The organism is Paenibacillus sp. P5_B5 (assembly GCF_056400365.1).
The window spans coordinates 25,407-43,198 of sequence record NZ_JBFULK010000001.1 but is presented as its reverse complement, the minus strand read 5'-3'; the positions used below and the strand labels follow the sequence as shown (position 1 = coordinate 43,198).

Annotated in this window: 19 protein-coding genes and 1 pseudogene; 8 read left to right on the top strand and 12 right to left on the bottom strand. The window is 42.8% G+C overall.

The window, feature by feature from the left end; all coding sequences use genetic code 11:
* Positions 1-146 precede the first annotated feature (146 nt).
* The 3 genes from AC1DOK_RS00255 to AC1DOK_RS00245 all read left to right on the top strand — a co-directional run bounded on the left by AC1DOK_RS00255 (position 147) and on the right by AC1DOK_RS00245 (position 4,080).
* Positions 147-1,931: a DEAD/DEAH box helicase gene (locus AC1DOK_RS00255; RefSeq protein WP_477552213.1), complete on the top strand. Its 1,785-nt coding sequence runs from the start codon at positions 147-149 to the stop codon at positions 1,929-1,931.
* Between the two features lie 8 nt (positions 1,932-1,939).
* Complete coding sequence (locus AC1DOK_RS00250) at positions 1,940-2,926, top strand: YqhG family protein (protein WP_477552212.1); 987 nt, start codon at positions 1,940-1,942, stop codon at positions 2,924-2,926.
* 125 nt (positions 2,927-3,051) lie between these two features.
* Positions 3,052-4,080: a hypothetical protein gene (locus AC1DOK_RS00245; RefSeq protein WP_477552211.1), complete on the top strand. Its 1,029-nt coding sequence runs from the start codon at positions 3,052-3,054 to the stop codon at positions 4,078-4,080.
* Positions 4,081-4,082: 2 nt separating this feature from the next.
* Here AC1DOK_RS00245 and AC1DOK_RS00240 read toward each other — a convergent pair whose 3' ends face one another.
* Positions 4,083-4,274 (bottom strand): YqzE family protein, encoded by a 192-nt coding sequence (locus AC1DOK_RS00240; protein ID WP_477552210.1) that lies wholly within the window; start codon positions 4,272-4,274, stop codon positions 4,083-4,085.
* Positions 4,275-4,532: 258 nt separating this feature from the next.
* Between AC1DOK_RS00240 and AC1DOK_RS00235 the strand changes: the two genes are divergently transcribed.
* The gene (locus tag AC1DOK_RS00235) at positions 4,533-5,855 is read left to right on the top strand and encodes an IS4 family transposase (protein ID WP_477552209.1); all 1,323 of its coding nucleotides are present in this window, start codon (positions 4,533-4,535) and stop codon (positions 5,853-5,855) included.
* Between the two features lie 517 nt (positions 5,856-6,372).
* On the opposite strand, the gene AC1DOK_RS00230 is transcribed toward AC1DOK_RS00235, so the two are convergent.
* The 3 genes and pseudogenes from AC1DOK_RS00230 to AC1DOK_RS00220 all read right to left on the bottom strand — a co-directional run bounded on the left by AC1DOK_RS00230 (position 6,373) and on the right by AC1DOK_RS00220 (position 9,014).
* A complete protein-coding gene (locus tag AC1DOK_RS00230; protein WP_477552208.1) occupies positions 6,373-6,981 on the bottom strand; it encodes a dihydrofolate reductase family protein in 609 nt (202 codons plus the stop codon).
* Between the two features lie 75 nt (positions 6,982-7,056).
* Positions 7,057-8,016 (bottom strand): annotated as a pseudogene (locus tag AC1DOK_RS00225) (sigma-70 family RNA polymerase sigma factor); the annotation flags it as partial.
* A 335-nt stretch (positions 8,017-8,351) separates the two neighbouring features.
* Complete coding sequence (locus AC1DOK_RS00220) at positions 8,352-9,014, bottom strand: Bax inhibitor-1/YccA family protein (RefSeq protein ID WP_477552207.1); 663 nt, start codon at positions 9,012-9,014, stop codon at positions 8,352-8,354.
* 270 nt (positions 9,015-9,284) lie between these two features.
* Between AC1DOK_RS00220 and AC1DOK_RS00215 the strand changes: the two genes are divergently transcribed.
* Positions 9,285-9,461, top strand: a complete 177-nt coding sequence (locus AC1DOK_RS00215) for a hypothetical protein (protein ID WP_477552206.1) — start codon at positions 9,285-9,287, stop codon at positions 9,459-9,461.
* A gap of 8 nt (positions 9,462-9,469) precedes the next feature.
* Here AC1DOK_RS00215 and AC1DOK_RS00210 read toward each other — a convergent pair whose 3' ends face one another.
* Positions 9,470-9,799 carry a YolD-like family protein gene (locus AC1DOK_RS00210; protein WP_477552205.1) on the bottom strand — a complete coding sequence of 110 codons (330 nt, stop codon included), beginning with the start codon at positions 9,797-9,799 and terminating at the stop codon, positions 9,470-9,472.
* Between the two features lie 2 nt (positions 9,800-9,801).
* Positions 9,802-10,020, bottom strand: coding sequence for a hypothetical protein (locus AC1DOK_RS00205; RefSeq protein ID WP_477552204.1), 219 nt, complete (start codon positions 10,018-10,020; stop codon positions 9,802-9,804).
* A 166-nt stretch (positions 10,021-10,186) separates the two neighbouring features.
* On the opposite strand from AC1DOK_RS00205, the gene AC1DOK_RS00200 reads away from it, so the two are divergent.
* A complete protein-coding gene (locus tag AC1DOK_RS00200; protein ID WP_477552203.1) occupies positions 10,187-10,717 on the top strand; it encodes a GNAT family N-acetyltransferase in 531 nt (176 codons plus the stop codon).
* Between the two features lie 48 nt (positions 10,718-10,765).
* Here the strand turns inward: AC1DOK_RS00200 and AC1DOK_RS00195 are convergent, their stop codons facing one another.
* Positions 10,766-11,149, bottom strand: a complete 384-nt coding sequence (locus tag AC1DOK_RS00195; RefSeq protein ID WP_477552202.1) for a PH domain-containing protein — start codon at positions 11,147-11,149, stop codon at positions 10,766-10,768.
* Between the two features lie 209 nt (positions 11,150-11,358).
* Here AC1DOK_RS00195 and AC1DOK_RS00190 point away from each other — a divergent pair, with 209 nt between their 5' ends.
* Complete coding sequence (locus AC1DOK_RS00190; protein WP_477552201.1) at positions 11,359-12,432, top strand: type I restriction endonuclease; 1,074 nt, start codon at positions 11,359-11,361, stop codon at positions 12,430-12,432.
* A 93-nt stretch (positions 12,433-12,525) separates the two neighbouring features.
* On the opposite strand, the gene AC1DOK_RS00185 is transcribed toward AC1DOK_RS00190, so the two are convergent.
* Positions 12,526-12,906, bottom strand: a complete 381-nt coding sequence (locus tag AC1DOK_RS00185) for a PH domain-containing protein (RefSeq protein WP_477552200.1) — start codon at positions 12,904-12,906, stop codon at positions 12,526-12,528.
* Positions 12,907-13,045: 139 nt separating this feature from the next.
* Between AC1DOK_RS00185 and trhO the strand changes: the two genes are divergently transcribed.
* Positions 13,046-13,954 carry an oxygen-dependent tRNA uridine(34) hydroxylase TrhO gene (gene trhO / locus AC1DOK_RS00180; protein ID WP_477552199.1) on the top strand — a complete coding sequence of 303 codons (909 nt, stop codon included), beginning with the start codon at positions 13,046-13,048 and terminating at the stop codon, positions 13,952-13,954.
* Positions 13,955-14,123: 169 nt separating this feature from the next.
* On the opposite strand, the gene cysK is transcribed toward trhO, so the two are convergent.
* The 4 genes from cysK to AC1DOK_RS00160 form a co-directional block, all read right to left on the bottom strand.
* The gene (gene cysK, locus AC1DOK_RS00175; protein ID WP_477552198.1) at positions 14,124-15,038 is read right to left on the bottom strand and encodes a cysteine synthase A; all 915 of its coding nucleotides are present in this window, start codon (positions 15,036-15,038) and stop codon (positions 14,124-14,126) included.
* Positions 15,013-15,783, bottom strand: coding sequence for an ABC transporter ATP-binding protein (locus tag AC1DOK_RS00170; protein ID WP_477552197.1), 771 nt, complete (start codon positions 15,781-15,783; stop codon positions 15,013-15,015). The genes cysK and AC1DOK_RS00170 overlap by 26 nt, the downstream gene beginning before the upstream one ends.
* A 1-nt stretch (position 15,784) precedes the next feature.
* Positions 15,785-16,582 carry an ABC transporter permease gene (locus tag AC1DOK_RS00165; RefSeq protein WP_477552196.1) on the bottom strand — a complete coding sequence of 266 codons (798 nt, stop codon included), beginning with the start codon at positions 16,580-16,582 and terminating at the stop codon, positions 15,785-15,787.
* 82 nt (positions 16,583-16,664) lie between these two features.
* Positions 16,665-17,720, bottom strand: a complete 1,056-nt coding sequence (locus tag AC1DOK_RS00160; protein ID WP_477552195.1) for an ABC transporter substrate-binding protein — start codon at positions 17,718-17,720, stop codon at positions 16,665-16,667.
* Positions 17,721-17,792: the final 72 nt, after the last annotated feature.

Below are 17,792 nucleotides of genomic sequence, written 5' to 3'. Positions count from 1 at the left end.
GACTAAATAATTACGATAATCAATAATACAAGTTATGAAAACCCCTACTTTCGGCAAATACTACAAGAAGCACCGCCAAGAAGAAATGGTTTCACCTTCCCTATAAGACAACATTCACGATCCCCATCGATGTGGAGGCATGTAGTATGAATCCAACAGTCGCACATGAACAAGTTCACCCGGTAAATGACCATTTAAACATACACCTACACAGAGAATGGCTAGATGAACTAACCGAACGTAACCTCAAGGGAGGACCTTGGGATGACTTCACTATGTTCCAACTAGCTTATGAAGCAGAACAAGCATCATTGATTGAGTCTTTTGATGATTTACTATGCTTGCGTCACTTAGATGATTTTAAACCAATGCTCCACCAGATTGATACCGCTAAGAAAGCCCTTCATGGCATGCGGGGGCGTGCGATTCTTGCAGATGAAGTCGGACTAGGCAAAACAATTGAAGCAGGTCTCATTCTCAAAGAATATATGATTCGCGGCCTTGTCCGCAAAGCACTTATCTTAGTTCCAGCATCCCTTGTCTTGCAATGGGTACGAGAGTTGAATTCCAAATTCGGCATTAATGCAACTGCCCAGAAGAAAGAATACATGTGGACATCCTGCGACGTCATTGTGGCTTCGATGGACACCGCTAAACGTGAGCCGCATCGTTCAATCGTACTTGGTATGGAGTATGACATACTCATTATTGACGAAGCACACAAGCTCAAGAATAAGAAAACAACTAACTATCAATTCGTTTGTGAGTTACGCAAAAAATACTGTCTATTACTAACTGCCACGCCAATCCAGAACGATTTACAGGAACTATATAACTTAATAACCGTCCTTAAGCCTGGGCAGCTTGGCGTTCAGTCTTCTTTTCAAGAAAATTATATTGTCGATAAAAGAACTGCGAAGAATGAGGGTACCCTGCAGCAGGAGTTATCTAAAGTCATGATTCGTAATCGGCGGAGTGATGGCAATCTAGAGTTAACCAAACGTTGTGTACGCAATTATTTGCTTACTCTCTCGCCCGATGAGCAAGCTCTCTATGATGGTGTAACGGATTATGTACGTGGTCGTTATGAAGAAAGTAGATCTGATTTAACATCCGTTCTATCACTCGTTACTTTGCAGCGCGAAGTCTGTTCTTCGAGGGATGCAGTGTTTAATACACTCGTCAATCTATCCAAAAAGACACCAGCAGAATCACCCCAAAGCACCAAAATCTGGGGACTTGTAGAGCTAATTCGCAGCATCAAATCAAATACCAAAGCAGACAAAGTGATGGAGATCATTAGCGGAATCGATGATAAAGTCATTATCTTCACTGAATATCGTGCCTCACAGGAATACTTGATGAACTTTCTGAAGCAGCATGATATTGCCGCTGTACCTTATCGCGGAGGCATGAATCGTGGCAAAAAAGACTGGATGATGGATCTGTTCAGAAGTCGCGCTAAGGTGCTAATTGCGACTGAGGCTGGGGGCGAAGGGATTAATCTACAGTTCTGTCATCATATGATTAACTTCGATCTCCCGTGGAATCCAATGCGCGTTGAACAACGAATTGGACGTGTTCACCGACTTGGCCAATTGCATGACGTCAACATCCATAACTTATCAACACAAGGTACCATTGAGGAGCACATTCTACATTTACTACACGAAAAAATAAATATGTTTGAATCTGTCATTGGTGAGCTTGATGTGATCCTAGAGCGATTCGGCAAAAAATCTTCCTTAGAATCCTCTCTATTCAAAATGGCCATGGAATCCAAATCGAATGACGAATTGCGCCGCAATATAGAGAATATTGGGGAGTCATTCAATACGACTGCAACGGAAGTAGAAGAACTCACACAAACTGGCGCTGCATTCAAGCAACTATTATCTGCCTCAGGGCAAAATGTAGAAATGAGGTTATAAGAAAGCTCATGCAAATAACGATGGATGCCAAAACAATTGAGCACTATGTGATGCGTTATTTACGTGTCTTTGATTGCACTATTATTGAGAAAACACCCTATAGTGTGACCGTCAAGCTATCTCCAGAAGCAGACAAAGAGCTTACGAATCGCCCTTACTACTGGAGCTTCGTTGAGCGAACAGATGCGCCGCCAGAGACAATGACGTTCAAATTCGTATTTGAACCGTCCAAAGCGCAGGCGGCTATAGCCCTTAACGCCTCTGCTACGCAAGAGGCGCCTGCACCCGGCACAGCTGACGGATCGGCCGAGAGTATCCTCGGCCGTTACTTCGGCTTCGTGCCGACGCAAGTCATGAGCCGCATTCCGGAGGATGCGCTCACATTCGGCTCGAGCAGACTGGAGCAGATCTTCCGGTCTGCTCGTTCAAGAGGCCGCTTCGCGCGCCTCTTTGAGGAATCGGCTCCGCACACGCCGCATCGCCGCGCCGGAGCAACATCTGGCGCCTACGATACGTGGCTCTGCGTGAACTACAAGGTCGAGCTCGTATGTGACATGAAGCGAAGCGAGCTACACTCGCTTGGCTTCAACCTGACGACCGGAGAGATCCGCGAGAACTTCTATGAATCCCTTCTCTCTCGTAAGCTTACCCCGCGTATTCCCGCGGGTATCATGTTGCCCCATGACCGCTTCCCCCTGCCTAAAGCGGCGACATTACTTGAAGCTCATATGCAGAACAAGCTTCGCAAGTATGACCATTCGTGGGCAGATAGTGCGAATAAACGATTAGAGGATGAAATTGCCCGTATTCATACTTACTACGACGGATTAATCGACAATGCGGATGATGAGAATAAAGAAGCGATTAATCTTCAGCACACCAACCGCCTAGAAGAAATTGATTGGCAATATCGACCGCGAATCGAGCTATTCGTCATCAACTGCGGTTTATTTCATCTGAAGGAAATCCAGCAACCATCATCACTGAATAACTGACCAAAGCCGCTAAAACCTCTTACTAATCCAGATACAGATTGTAACATTCTTTTCACACCAATCCCTATACAATAAACAATACAAATCGAATCTATGAAACAATTTTCATAACCCATAACAAGTAGGTGAGTACAATGTATACCGCTCTTTGGCGCTATAGCGCCATGGCACTCGTAATTAGCATGTCATTGTTTAGCAATCCATTAAGCACATCATCCAAAGCTCAATCAGGGGTTACTAATTCGCCGCACAAGATTACATTTGCAAATGCCAACATAACAAGTAATCCAGATGAATCTCTGGAGAGTAAGATTAAGGAATGGATTGTAACGTTATCGGAGCAAAGTGGCTGGGAGAACTGGAAGCATGCCAAGTGGTCAGTCAATACGCTTGGGCCAGGTACACATGGCTGGATTGTGGAATTAACACAGGGAGAATCAACAGAGGGTTCAAAAGCCAAAGCTATTGGCTATATGATTATCTTAGCCAGTGAAAATGGAGGATACGTATTATCCGAGTATGGTAAGGGCGAGTCGCCGCTTTTTAGTGAACAGACCTTATCGAGTGCTTTATTATGGCAGGGCATCGTGCCAGCGCAATCAGATTCATCCATTCAACTTTCACAATTATCCGATCAGCAATCAGCTGACGCGGCTAAATTAGCTATTAGCTATGATCGGGCCATTACCGCAGACATTCAAGCACAGCGATTCTACTTTGATGCCTTGCACGCACTCTGGAGAATTGAAACAAGCGAGGGAGTTTATTATTTGGATGCGAATACAGGCGAAGAGCTTCCTATAGATCAACTGCCTAATATGAAACAGCTAACAGCCACCTATAACCAGAATAAGTTAGTTGGGAAGCCAGAAACTGTACTAAGGTCTACTTTTGACCCTTATGAGAAGCTCTCTTGGGTAACCGGTCAGCCCTTACCGATTAAGCAATTGACGGATCTGCAGGATGCTTTGCATAACAACTCTAGGGTAACTTTTGTCAGCGATTTATATGAGAATACGCATCATGCACCTGTTCCTGTACTGGGATATTCCAAATGGCAGAACAATGATGAGACCTACTTAATTATTGATCAGAACGGTGAACGTTATATTCCGTTAACGACGGCATTGTCTTTAGGTTTATTTTACCCTTAGGTTTATTTTATCCTTAATTTCTTCTTAGGTTTAACCCAAAGTCCTAATGCCATCGGAATCATGCCAAACCAGCGTGTAAGCCAAGGCTCACGGATTTTATCATTTTCCTTGCTCTTACGAGCTTCTTTTGGTGTACGGATATAAATTGCGACTTCCTTCGAAATATATTTAACCAGATCGTCGCTTTTGGCCATGATTGCATCGTCCTTTCTAAATTAACTTTCGAACTTAGTTTGCCCTGGTACACATCTGTTTAACCTCTACTTGGATAGTAAAAAAGAGGCATCATCCGATCAATGTCATTAAGTTAAGGCGCAGGGCCAAAAATCAAGAACAAGAGCAGGTTATCGAAAAGATAGCCGCTCTTTTTTTGCACCAAAAAGAGAAATAGGACTTGACAAGTAGATGGAAATGTGTGGCGAAGCCCCTTGAAAAACGAGGAGGTTACGCCGATGAATGAGTACGCAAATTCGCTAAAAGAAACACTGACATCCCTCATACGAGAAATGCCAGCCGCACCAGCACCTTATGTCAAAAACCCTGAAAAAGATTTTACACGAAAGAAAAAGCTGCCCTTTGAAACGGTTATGCAACTCCTGATCTCCATGGGGAGCAACAGCATATATAAGGAACTCTTGGAATCGCAGGGCTATGACGCAAACACCGCAACCACTTCTGCTTTTGTCCAACAGAGGAACAAAATCCTGCCGTCTGCTATGGAATTCTTGTTTCACGAATTTACGCAATCGTATACGGATATCAAGGACTACCGAGGGTATCGATTACTTGCCATTGACGGTTCGGATTTGCATATCGCAACGGACTCTACGGACACGGATACCTATTTTCAAAGTCAACCGAACACGAAAGGCTTTAACCTTCTGCATTTGAATGCAGCCTATGACTTATGCAACAGACTTTACGTGGATGCCATTGTTCAGCCGCGAAGGTTGTGCAACGAAGGAAGGGCGCTGGCTGCTATGGTTGACCGTTCCCCCATCAAAGGCAAAACCATTGTTACGGCCGATAGAGGTTATGAAAGTTACAACAATTTCGCGCATATTGCACGCAAAGGGTGGAACTATGTCATACGGGTAAAGGATTTGGATTCCAATGGTATTCTTTCGGGCTTGCGTTTGCCCTCTAGCGGAGCGTTTGATATTGACGTTCATCTGACACTCACCAAAAAACAAACCAAAGAAGTCAAGGCTCATCCCGAGATTTACAAGTTCGTCCCTTCCACGTCTACATTTGATTTTTTGGATTTGCATGAGAACTTGTTTTACCCGATTTCCTTTCGGGTTGTTCGTTTCGTCCTGCCGAGTGGCGCTTATGAAACCGTCATTACGGATCTTTCTGCTGCTAATTTCCCGCCCGACGAAATCAAGTCCATTTATAACATGCGATGGGGCATTGAAACCTCTTTCAGGGCATTAAAATACACGGTCGGCCTGGCGAATTTTCACGCAAAGAAGCAAGAGTCCATCACCCAAGAGATTTTCGCAAGAATGATCATGTACAACTTCGCTGAAATGATGACCTCGCATGTCATCATTTCCCAAATGGATAAACGGCACCCCTACCAAGTCAACTTCACGGTTGCCGTTCATGTTTGTAGACATTTCCTGCGTTCACGGGACGATGAACCCCCGACCGATGTTGAAGCGCTGATTCGCAAAAACATTTTGCCGATTCGACCCATTCGCCCAGGGCAAAAGAATACGCGCAAAATCCGCTCGAAATCATCTGTTAGCTTCGTCTACAGAGTAGCATAATTCGGTTCCCATAAACATTTTTTAAGCGGATATTCCATCCGCTTTGTTTGCTGTACGCTTTTTCCTTGCTTGCACAAAAAAACAAACGGCACAGGGCTTTTTCCCATGCCGTTTCGGATTCCATTTTTACATAATGACATTGCTTTTCGAGGGGGTCATTTTTTTAGGAGGGATTACATGCGAACCATTAAAACTTGGCAGGACGTCTTCGACCTATATAGTGCCAAAACCATCCCCGAATCATTAGTTGAACACGTTGAAGGGTTAACTAAATGTGCTTCCTGGCCATTTTGGATACGAATATGCCTAAAGGCTAAAGCTTGCGACAACATAACATCAATCTTTTTCATAGCAAACGCGATCACTCACTGGGCGTATGTTCGTGTTTTTGATCAAAGGTTCCTTCGTAGGTAGTCAAGGTGAGCTGCCTGTCGGCGTGCTGTGTTAACAGACGGTCCATTGCACATTATCAACTGGGTAGCTGTTTGTGTTGACAGTAATGATCTGCCCGGTTGAGCTAAGCTTTAGCGGGTCTGTAGGTTACCAAGAGGGAACCAACCTTAAGTGTTTTGACGTCCACGAGATGGAATTCCTTCTGCTCATTAAAATTGTCAAACAAATGCTCACCTACGTTGACCACAACCGGGTGCATGACTATCTGATATTCGTCAATAAGATTTGCGTTTGCAAGTGATCGCACGAGCGTTGGACTACCGAAAATAACAATGTCGCCACCGTCACCATTTTTTAGGTCCTTAATTTGCTCTTCTATATTACTGCCGGTCAATTGTTTTGGAGCTTCAAATTCTCCCCATTTTAGCTTGTCGAGCGGGCGGGCGCTTGTTACAACTAGTTTGTGGGCGTTGTTTATCTTATCACCCAGGCTTGAACCTCCATCGTCCCGTTTGGACCCTCGAATAGTCGGCCACTTTCTAGAGAGGTCTTCGTAGGTTCCGCGGCCAAGCAAAATGGTATCAGCTGTCTCGAAAATATTTAATAGATACTGAGAACCTTCCTCAATGCCAGCGCTATTTCTCCAGACTGCCCAGTTGGTTTTGTCCTCGCTTGGGTCGCCAGTGACAACTCCATTAATAGTACTGTGAATGAATAGAATGATTTTACGCATGAACTATCGTCCTTTCTATCTTTGATAATCGTAATTTTGTTTCTCATTTATTTAGACGAAATTAGATTACGATATTCATCGGTGTATTTGTGCAGGAAGCCCAAATCGGGAAAATAATTTTGTATTAATGAAATTTTGGACGTGGTATATTTGCTTGTCCTTTATTTCAATAATGTGAATACCCCAGGGTACCAAGTAGGAGTCTTCACCGCTTGGCACATACTGTGCGAAAGCAGGATAACCCCCATTCGCCGTAATCGGCAAAAACCGGGATCCCTCACAATGCCAGCGTGTAAGCGCAAAAAACTTGAACAAATCGTCTTTGCCGCGTACCCACATTGCGAAAGGCGGCATTGACAGACGGCCTTCCTCATGAAACAACGCTACCAGCGCATTGATATCAAATTGTTCGAAGGCTTCCACATACCGTGATAGCAGCTCACGATCAGGTTCGACATCCATCATGCTAAACTCGTTAGAATGAAGTTTCGCTCGGTCCAACGTTTCTCTGGCTCTTTGCAGGGCGCTGTTAACCGCTGCCGGCGATATTCCTAAAGTTTCTGCGATCTGTTTGGAGGACCATTCGAATACATCCTTCAAAATAAGAACCGCACGTTGACGGGGGGGTAAGATCTGTAAGAGTGTAATAAAACAGAGTTCAAGGGTATCTTTGCGAATGAAAATATCTTCCGGACTCCCCGAGAAATCAGGGGCAGGCCAAATCCAAGCTGAGTCGGGAAACTTTTCGCGGAGTTCGACGATGAGTACCGCTGGGTCGGATAGGTCAACGGGACGCGTGCGGCGTTTGGCTTGTCTTAGCTTGTCCAGGCATAAGTTTGATGCAATACGATAAACCCATGTTTTGAATGAGGAATCCTGCCTGAATGAATGCCAACTTTGCCAAACACGAATAAAGGTTTCGTGAACAGCATCGTCTGCGTCATCGATGGATCCTAGCATTCTGTAACAGAACGATGTTAACTCAGGCTTTAAGTTCTCAAATAACTGAAGCTCTAATGCTGTTTCGTTCATCTTGGCCTCCTTTTGACGGGCGAAACACCCTTTTCACACACGCCACAGAACCGATCGTTACCTGAATAATGGGGGGGGGAGGGACTTCCTCACGCATCTCTGAATATAACGGTAGCTTCGTCTACAGAGTAGCATAACTCGGTTCCCATGAACATTTTTTAAGAGGATATTCCATCCGCTTTGTTTGCTGTACGCTTTTTCCTTGCTTGCACAAAAAAACAAACGGCACAGGGCTTTTCCCATGCCGTTTCGGATTCCATTTTTCCCGGTGGTGTCTCTGGGCTTAACTTAATGACATTGATCATCCGATGCCTCTTCATTTCATGCGTAATTTCCTTTTAATCTCTGCCTGATACGATTGATGCAATAAACCGAAGAATATACAGGAATAGATTAATGAAGTTTAAGAACAAATTAAGTGCAGCTAGCGGTACTTCTTCTGGTGAAACACCATTACGATATTGGGAAATATCATAGAGTACCCATCCGCTGAAGATCAGAATGCCACCCACTGACCACACGAGATTAATCGTACCGCCAAAAGGTACAAACATCGAAATTAATCCCATCAGAATTAAGCCAATTGTTGCAGCCATTAAGAATCCTAGCAAGAAGCTGAAATCCTTCTGACTACGTGCAGCATAGAACGCGAGCGATCCAAAAATAACAGCTGTTGCAATAAATGCACCCGATACTAAATTGGCTCCAATTATGCTTCCATATCCTTCAATGACTGGATATAACGTTACGCCCGTTACCGCTGTGAAAATAAATACGAACGGATAACTAATATGTTTTTTGCGGAATCTAATAACAAAAGCGGCTATTAGCATACCAATCTCAATGACAATAAAGAGTGGAACCATTTCGACTGGAATAAATAAAGCACCTACCAGCGTTCCAAAGAAACATACTAACAGCGAAATTGAAAACATACGAAGAATGTGCGCCAAGCTTCCTGGTACCGTATACGTTCCTGCGTGTTGTTGATTTATTTCCATGTAATCATCTCCTCCATTATTAAATTTATATGATTGTACTTGCTGTCCATTCATTAAATGATTGGATAATTATCCTAAGAACCGCAGAATATTTAAGTTTCCTAGAATAGCTTCTATGAATTATACCATATTTATACATATAGTACATCCCTATCATATGGTTTATAGGTTGATACTTGAATGTGATTTATATGTGATTCGACATAAAATGTGATTTTTATCTCGATTTATTATATAATTGCATCTTGTGATTAAATAAGGAGGGATAGAATGGAATCTCAAGGTGTTACTAAAGATGAGCTTAATTTGTTACTTTCCAATTCGAGTACAGAACCATTAAAGGATCATAATAAGCAAGAGAACACGCAAGAAACTGGATTTCTGCCACGAGCTAATCGCGCAAGAAAAATGAAGAAACCCAGTTTATTCAACAAACTATTTAAATAATGCATCCATTATTCAATCCTCATTATATCCGCGAGCTTGATCCAATCCCAATCATCACCCGTTTGCACTCTAACCCGCTTCAATTGTTCATCTATTCTTGTCACAATTCCAGTGATCTCAAGATCCTCAAATCTGTCAAATAGCACTAGCTTAACCTCACTCTGATCCACATAGGACTCCATCAGTGAGCGTGAAATCAATTCAAGCTGCTGCTCATCTAACTCCGGTTTCATTCTATTGTTCCTGGAATCACGATGCCTCCGAATTTCTATAGCATGTTCAGGTAACATCATCCGTGATGACTCAAACAGTCCATTTCCCTCAAGCTTCTTTCCCATCGTCACCAACTCCTTGTAAAGATATCAGATTTAGATCGATCCGTCTTCTGCCATGCCAGTATGTTCTCTACCCTAAATGTTCGCGGAGCCCCCGACAGCAAGCACTTTGCATGAACGACTCCGTCCTTTATACGCTGTACATATATATGCCGCTGCGACAACGCACCCGTTCGGTCCATATAAATAATTTCTACCGTGCTCCCCACATATTTATTCGGCATAAACATCACCTCAAATACGGATATACGTTCTTATTTGATTATTATATGCAAACATACGTTCGCTATGCAACAAGAAAAAGACCCCATAACCAAACCGATTATACTATGGTAAACTATTCTAATTAAAGTTAAGGGTTTACTTATCATTCGGATTGGAAGTGGTAGTGTGTTTCCTATAATAGAAACTGAACGACTGATATTAAGAGAGCTAACCGAAGAAGATGCTGAAGGTATATTTGCTTGTTTTTCGAACGAGGAAGTAACACGTTATTATGGACAAGAAACTTTTGAAAATATCGAGCAAGCGAGGCATTTAGTTGTTTTATTTGCAATGAACTATAAGGATAAAAGGGGGATTAGATGGGGTATCGAAAGAAAAGGTACCACAGGCATCATTGGAACCATCGGGTTTAATGCTTGGGTACCTAGACATAAACGTGCCGAAATAGGCTATGAAATCCATCCCCTACATTGGCGCAAAGGCTATGCATCGGAAGTAGTGTCCGCCATTGTATCTTACGGCTTTGAGAATCTGGACTTAACTCGTATTGGTGCTGTAGTCTTTACCGAGAATGAAGCTTCTAATGAATTATTAATCAAAATCGGTTTTCAGCAAGAAGGCGTTCTAAGAGATTACATCTATCAGAACGGTGTGGCACATGATACCAATGTTTACTCCATCCTTAAGTCAGAATAGTTATGTAGATCTCGCCTTACATTTTCCATTGAAGTCAAATAGCCCTACTTATTTATTCAATATATACTTAGCTAATATTTTCTGGACATCATATACATTCGTGTCTTTCTTGAACTCCTTCTTGATTGCCGGCTCATGCGCGCTTGACACCCATATTTTCAATTCAGCATCCATATCAAAATGTCCAGCCGTTTCAATACTAAAATGAGAAATACTCTTATAAGGAATCGAGTGATAATCCATTTTCTTGCCGGTAATCCCTTGCTTATCGATGAGAATCATTCGTTTATCCGTAAAAATAATCAAATCGCGGATGATCTTAAAAGCTCGAACCACCTGTTCGCCCTCAATCAGGATCGGAGCTAGTTCCTTATATATTTCCTTCGGATCTAATTCAGAAGCATTACCAAGTAAACCATCGAATATCCCCACAACCAATCATCTCCTTAAATAGAAACTGATGGTATTATTATTATTCAACTTACTCAATATTCCTCCAGTAACAGTTCTTACTCTTAGGATTACATTTAATTCCGACAATAGTTATCTTATTTTGTAGTTCATAGGTAATAAAGGATTATGAGGAAATAGGTCGAATATACTCTATTCAAGAGTATACATTCTACAAACCGAGAGGATTGATGAATTTGGAGAATTTCCCTGAAGTTATTAAAACACTTGCTAAACGTGTTCAGAAAATTAAAGATAGTATATTGACAGAAGAAGCAACCAAAACTTCCGTAATTATGCCATTCTTCCAGGCACTTAATTATGATATTTTTAATCCAGAAGAGTTTGTTCCGGAATATACTGCTGATGTAGGTATTAAAAAGGGCGAAAAAGTTGACTATGCTATAATGCAAGATGGAAACCCAATTATATTAATCGAAGCAAAATCAATTCAGGAAGCTTTAACAAAACACGATTCACAATTGTTCCGTTATTTTGGTACAACAAAGGCTAAATTTGCAATTCTCACAAATGGAATCATCTATCGTTTTTATACAGATCTTGAAGAGCAAAATAAAATGGATACAATCCCATTCTTTGAACTTAATCTATTAGATATTCGTGACAATCAAATAATCGAACTCTATAAATTTTGTAAGAATAATTTCAATGTCGATAATATCTTCAATACAGCTTCTGAATTAAAGTACACAAACGAAGTAAAACAATTCCTAAGAAATCAATGGGAGACTCCAACAGATGATTTCATTTCCTTCATCATCTCAGATGTTTATCAAGGAAAGAAGACGAAACAAGTAATAGAAAAATTTAGCATCGTTGTAAAACGGGCTCTAAAGGAATTCGTTAACGACACTGTAAATGATAAGCTTAAAGCAGCATTAGCTAACACAGAAGAAACAATAGTGGCGCGAGCAGAGATTGCAACAGCTTCCGTAGCTGATAATAAATCAGATGAGCATCAAATCATCACTACAGAAGAGGAAATTGAAGGTTATGTTACGATTAAATTGATGCTTAAAGAAGTCATCGATCCAAACAGAATTTATTATCGAGATAATTCAAGTTATTTCAATATTCTAGTTGATGATAGTATTCGAAAGTGGATTTGTCGTCTTGGCTTAAATGGAAATACAAAATACATACAATTCAACGATGATACCAAAAGCAGTGTAAATATTGACAAAGTCTCAGATATATTTAATCATAAAGAAAAGATATTCGAAACGGCAAAAAAATTCATATAATTCAATGAATTTATTTTAAAAAGCAGGAGTCTCTAGGCTTCTGCTTTTACTTATTATGTTTTAGTTCATCAAAGATCAAATAGCACTACTTATTTATTTCAATACATGCTTAGCTAAGATCTTCTGGACATCGTATACGTTCGTGTCTTTTTTGAATTCCTTCGTGATTGTCGGCTCATGCGCGCTTGATATCCATATTTTCAATTCAGCATCCATATCAAAATGTCCAGCTGTTTCGATACTAAAATGAGAGATACTCTTGTATGGAATCGAGTGATAATCCATTTTTTTGCCGGAAATTCCTTGCTTATCGATAAGGATCAATCGTTTATCCGTAAAAATAATCAAGTCGCGGATGATCTTAAAAGCTCGATCCACCTGTTCACCCTCAATCAGGATCGGAGCTAATTCCTTATACATCTCCTTTGGATCTAATTCAGAAGCATTACCAAGTAAACCATCGAAAATTCCCACAACCAATCATCTCCTTAAAAAGAGCTCAGACTTGTCAAAGCCTAGCCGAATTGTGTTATAATACTTTTTATATAGAAATGTTTACAATGTATGACACTGAACATTCAATATACTAATCTTAATGAATTAGGTGATAGCAATGAATCAAAAACCTCAATATGCAGTATTACTATTCTATAAATTCGTGAATATTCCAGATGCAGAGCAGTTCACGCAAGAGCATTTGGAGTACTGTAATAACCTCGGAGTTAAAGGCCGAATTTTAATTGCCGATGAAGGAATTAACGGTACCCTCTCTGGTACTATAGAACAAACCGAACAATATATGCAAGATTTACGCCAAAACCCTCTATTTACAGACATAGTATTTAAAATAGATGAGGAAGATGGACATGCCTTCAAAAAAATGTTTGTGCGTTACAAAAAAGAATTAGTCACATTCCGTGTGGACAAAGAGCTTGATCCCAATGTGCAAAGCGGTGAACATCTTGCTCCTAAGCAATTTTATGAATATCTGCAACGCGAAGATGTTATCGTCTTGGACGGCAGAACTGATTATGAATTCGATCTCGGTCATTTCCGCGGTGCCATTCGCCCAGACGTAGATAGCTTCAAGGAATTCCCGCAATGGATTAAAGAAAATATGAGTGAATATAAAGATAAACCGATTTTGACCTATTGTACAGGTGGAATCCGCTGTGAAAAACTGAGCAGCTTTATGATTGAAGAAGGTTTCCAGGACGTATATCAGCTCGACGGAGGTATTGTCACGTACGGGAAAGATGAAGAAGTACAAGGAAGGCTGTTCGACGGTAAATGTTACGTCTTTGATGAACGGACTTCAGTGCAAATCAACCATACTGATGAAGATGTTGTCGTAGGTAAATGCCACCACTGCAACAAGCCTGCCGACCGTTACATTAACTGCACACTCGACTCTTGTCATCGCCAACATCTTGCGTGTGATGAATGCGAGACACTGCATAGTGGACATTGTTCAGACGAATGTGCTTCAGAAACAGCAGCTATGCAATCCTCTTCCTTGTAAAGGCTCACTAACCATTCGCTTTAATGAAGTATCCGTCTTTGGATTATGTAAAGCTACTGCTGCTTTCACTATTCGGGACTTGAATCCCTACAATCGCGCCAATTCAGAGCGCATCATCACAAAGACACGATTCCTCGATCTGTGGAATCGTGTCTTTGTAAGTTCAGAACTAAAAAATATCCATGCTCAAATATCGCTCACCAGTATCCGGCGCAATACAGACAACCCTTTTTCCCACACCTAGCTTCTTGGCTACAGTAATCGCTGCGAAGACTGACGCACCCGATGAAGGACCTACTAGAATGCCCTCCAAGCGAGCCAAATCGCGAACCGTCTGCAACGCATCTTCGTCCGCAATCTGAATAATTTCGTCGTAGACATCTCTATTCAGAATAGCGGGCACAAAACCAGGGCTTGTGCCAACGAGCTTATGCGGTCCTGGCTGTCCACCGGACAATACCGGTGATCCTTTGGGCTCTACTACGGCGATATGCAGCTCCGGCAAGTGCTTCCTAAGCTCTTCGCCTGTACCTGTAATCGTCCCGCCTGTGCCCGCTGTAGCAACAAAAGCATCGAGACGGCCTTCCGTTTGCTGCAATATTTCTGGTGCCGTTGTCACACGATGAATATCTGGATTCGCCTGATTCTCGAACTGCTGCGGGATAAAGCTACCCGGGATTTGTGCCTTTAACTCCAAAGCTTTGGCTATGCAGCCAGGCATCCGTTCACTGCTAGGTGTCAGTACCACTTCCGCTCCGTAAGCCTTTAGAATATTGATCCGTTCCTTCGACATATTGTCCGGCATGATTAGAATAGCCCGATAGCCCTTGGCAGCAGCAATCATGGCTAGACCAATACCGGTGTTGCCACTAGTTGGTTCAATGATCGTGCCTCCTGGTGCAAGCACGCCCCGTTTCTCTGCGGTATCGATCAAATTAAAGGCCGCCCGATCCTTCACACTGCCTGAGGGATTGTACATTTCCAGCTTTACATACACTTCGGCTGCCCCTTCTGGCACGATACGATGCAGTCGTACCATCGGTGTTTCGCCAATTAGATCATAAATAGTATTGTAAATCTTCATGTTGAACCTCTCCTCCCAAATCCAGATGCTTCATAATTCGTTTTCTCAGCGCTACAAAATCATCGCCGTTACGGTTACGCGGTCGTGGTATGTCCAAAGTGATTGATTCCACAATCCGGCCTGGACGGGGGCTCATCACGTAGATGGTATCAGCCAAATAAATAGCCTCATCAATATCATGCGTAATCAGAAGCACTGTCTTACCTGTACCTTCCCACAAAGTAAGCAGCTCATTCTGCATGGAAATCTTAGTAATCGCGTCCAGTGCGCCAAACGGCTCATCGAGCAGCAGCACCTCAGGATCCATCACTAATGCACGGGCGATAGATGCCCGCTGGCGCATACCCCCGGACAACTGATGCGGGTAGTATTTCTGAAATCCACCAAGGCCCACTTTCTCCAGGATTTCATCAACGCGGGATTTGCGTTCTTTGCGAGAAACACCTGCGAGCTCCAAACCAAAACCTACGTTATATTCCACTGTGCGCCACGGGTACAAGGCATGCTCCTGAAAAATCAGCATCCGGCTCGGGTCCGGTTTCATAATGCTTTGTTCATTCGCTGTAACCTTACCATCCGAAGGATGTTCTAGACCGGCGATCATACGCAGTACCGTGCTTTTGCCACAGCCTGAAGGGCCAACAATAGCAGCGAACTCGCCTTGACGGATGGTAATATCCACTTGCTCTAGCACGTTCAATGAACCGAAGTTTTTGGATACGTTGTCTACATAAATCGTCTGCATATTACTCATCTCCTCCTGGCTTGACGTAACGATAACGCAGCAGTCTTCTCTTTAATCCTTCAAGCAGCACTAAATCTAATAGCGCCGCGATCGTCCCGATCACAATAATGCTCATCAGTACGCCTTCCATGTCAGCGACCTCACCGCGCCAACGAGAGTAGAAACCTAAGCCCGCCATTGCACCTCCGACCATTTCTGCTGCGATCAAGGAACGCCAAGCATTTCCGAAGGCAACCTGTGCCCCGGTAATAAATGCAGGCAACGACTCTGGAGCGAACACCTTTGCTAGCAGCTGTCTGCGGTTCGCACCCATCACCCGAGCTAGCTCCAGATGTGTACGATTTACACCCTCCGTTGCATTTAATACGGAGAGCGCCATAGGGAAGAAACTAGCTATAATAATGACAGTAATAATTGTTTTATTGCCAAAACCTAATAGGATAACGAAGAATGGCACCCATGTAATTGGGGGAATCGCCTGTAGAATCGAAATGAGACTCCGCAAGTATACGGCAAAACTTTTCGATATGCCCCCGATCAGACCGAGTAGCGCACCGAATAGGCATGCAAGTGGATATCCCCACAGCAGCCGAATTAAACTGTCCCCAATATGATCTCGGAATTCAGGATCTTGAATACTACTGAGTAATCGGACAAATACATCAGGCACATCCGGTAGCAGGAAGGACGGCAGAAAGAATGCCGTAATTTGCCAAACAGCAAGAAGGCTCCCTACTGCAAGCAGATAGGGAAGCACTTTTTGCCAGAAGGAGTCCGATTTCGGTTTAGTCCGTGGCATTTTTGTGTAGGATAGATTCACCGCAAACTCTCCTTTTTTATAAATGGTATCGTTACTCGTATAGAAGTGATAGGATTGCTCGTTACTTCTTCTGTTTATCCTGCCAGCTTAAGTCGATAATATCGTCGACCTTCACTACTTTTTCCAAGACACCCTGTTCTTTCATCATGTCGGATATTTCCTGCATGCGGGTAATCTGATCTGGCGTAATATCCCAGTTGAACACTTGGGTTTCGATTGCCTGCCTAATGACGTCCACAGATTCCACAGTGCCACCATGATGCGATTCCATCTTATCGGAGTCCACAAAATGCTTCATGATCAGACTTGCCGATTTCTTCGGATCCTGCTGAAGCATCTCAATTGCTTCTTTCTGAGCATCCAGCAGCTGGTTGACCGCATCTCGGTTATTCTTTAGATTCTCATCCGTCGTAATAACGACCATACAAGGGAACGGCCATACTTTGCCGATCTCATAGATTTGCTTCGCACCAAGCGTATGTGTAGCGATACTGTCATACGGTTCAAATACAAATGCTGCATCCACCGCACCAGAAGCGAGTGATTGGATAGCCTGACCTGGATCAACGTACACCATTTGCACATCTTTGCTGGTCAATCCTGCTTCTTTTAATACCACACCATTCAGAACGATATCCGCCGTACTTCCTTGGCCTTGGGAGGCAAGCTTCTTGCCTTTCAACTCTGCTACACTCGCGATCGTGCTGTCGTTTTTCACAAGTACACTATGAAATCCGAGCTGTGCTCCACCGACAACTTTTACTCCAGCACCCTTAGACGCCCATGAAACAGCATTCGTGAATCCGAGCACCCCAGCATCCACTTGCTTACCGACCATCGCTTTAATGAGGTCCGTACCGCTCTTGAACTGCTGCATCTTCACGTTCAATCCATGCTTCTCATACAGCTTCGCCTCATAAGCGAGCATAGCCTGCGCATCATCCATAACATTCATATAGCCAACTACAAAATCTTTCTTAGCTCCACCATTTCCACCTTTAGCTGATTCTCCACTGTTTCCTTGCGTGGCATTACTACCGCAGGCCGTAATCGCCAACAAAGCAATTAACAACAGACCTATCAACAGCCCTCTAACACGTCGGGCACTCTTTACCATTAGTAAATCCCCCTTTACATATAAAACCGATAAGCTTACTTGGATTATAAAAAGGATCGGTTCGAATGTCAA

What these genes read in the sequence shown, in the direction of transcription:
- AC1DOK_RS00255 (WP_477552213.1), top strand. Translation starts at nt 147, where the DNA reads ATGAATCCAACAGTCGCACATGAACAAGTTCACCCGGTAAATGACCAT.
- AC1DOK_RS00250 (WP_477552212.1), top strand. Translation starts at nt 1,940, where the DNA reads ATGCAAATAACGATGGATGCCAAAACAATTGAGCACTATGTGATGCGT.
- AC1DOK_RS00240 (WP_477552210.1), bottom strand. Translation starts at nt 4,274, where the DNA reads ATGGCCAAAAGCGACGATCTGGTTAAATATATTTCGAAGGAAGTCGCA.
- AC1DOK_RS00235 (WP_477552209.1), top strand. Translation starts at nt 4,533, where the DNA reads ATGAATGAGTACGCAAATTCGCTAAAAGAAACACTGACATCCCTCATA.
- AC1DOK_RS00230 (WP_477552208.1), bottom strand. Translation starts at nt 6,981, where the DNA reads ATGCGTAAAATCATTCTATTCATTCACAGTACTATTAATGGAGTTGTC.
- AC1DOK_RS00220 (WP_477552207.1), bottom strand. Translation starts at nt 9,014, where the DNA reads ATGGAAATAAATCAACAACACGCAGGAACGTATACGGTACCAGGAAGC.
- AC1DOK_RS00215 (WP_477552206.1), top strand. Translation starts at nt 9,285, where the DNA reads ATGGAATCTCAAGGTGTTACTAAAGATGAGCTTAATTTGTTACTTTCC.
- AC1DOK_RS00210 (WP_477552205.1), bottom strand. Translation starts at nt 9,799, where the DNA reads ATGGGAAAGAAGCTTGAGGGAAATGGACTGTTTGAGTCATCACGGATG.
- AC1DOK_RS00205 (WP_477552204.1), bottom strand. Translation starts at nt 10,020, where the DNA reads ATGCCGAATAAATATGTGGGGAGCACGGTAGAAATTATTTATATGGAC.
- AC1DOK_RS00190 (WP_477552201.1), top strand. Translation starts at nt 11,359, where the DNA reads ATGAATTTGGAGAATTTCCCTGAAGTTATTAAAACACTTGCTAAACGT.
- trhO (WP_477552199.1), top strand. Translation starts at nt 13,046, where the DNA reads ATGAATCAAAAACCTCAATATGCAGTATTACTATTCTATAAATTCGTG.
- cysK (WP_477552198.1), bottom strand. Translation starts at nt 15,038, where the DNA reads ATGAAGATTTACAATACTATTTATGATCTAATTGGCGAAACACCGATG.
- AC1DOK_RS00170 (WP_477552197.1), bottom strand. Translation starts at nt 15,783, where the DNA reads ATGCAGACGATTTATGTAGACAACGTATCCAAAAACTTCGGTTCATTG.
- AC1DOK_RS00165 (WP_477552196.1), bottom strand. Translation starts at nt 16,582, where the DNA reads ATGCCACGGACTAAACCGAAATCGGACTCCTTCTGGCAAAAAGTGCTT.
- AC1DOK_RS00160 (WP_477552195.1), bottom strand. Translation starts at nt 17,720, where the DNA reads ATGGTAAAGAGTGCCCGACGTGTTAGAGGGCTGTTGATAGGTCTGTTG.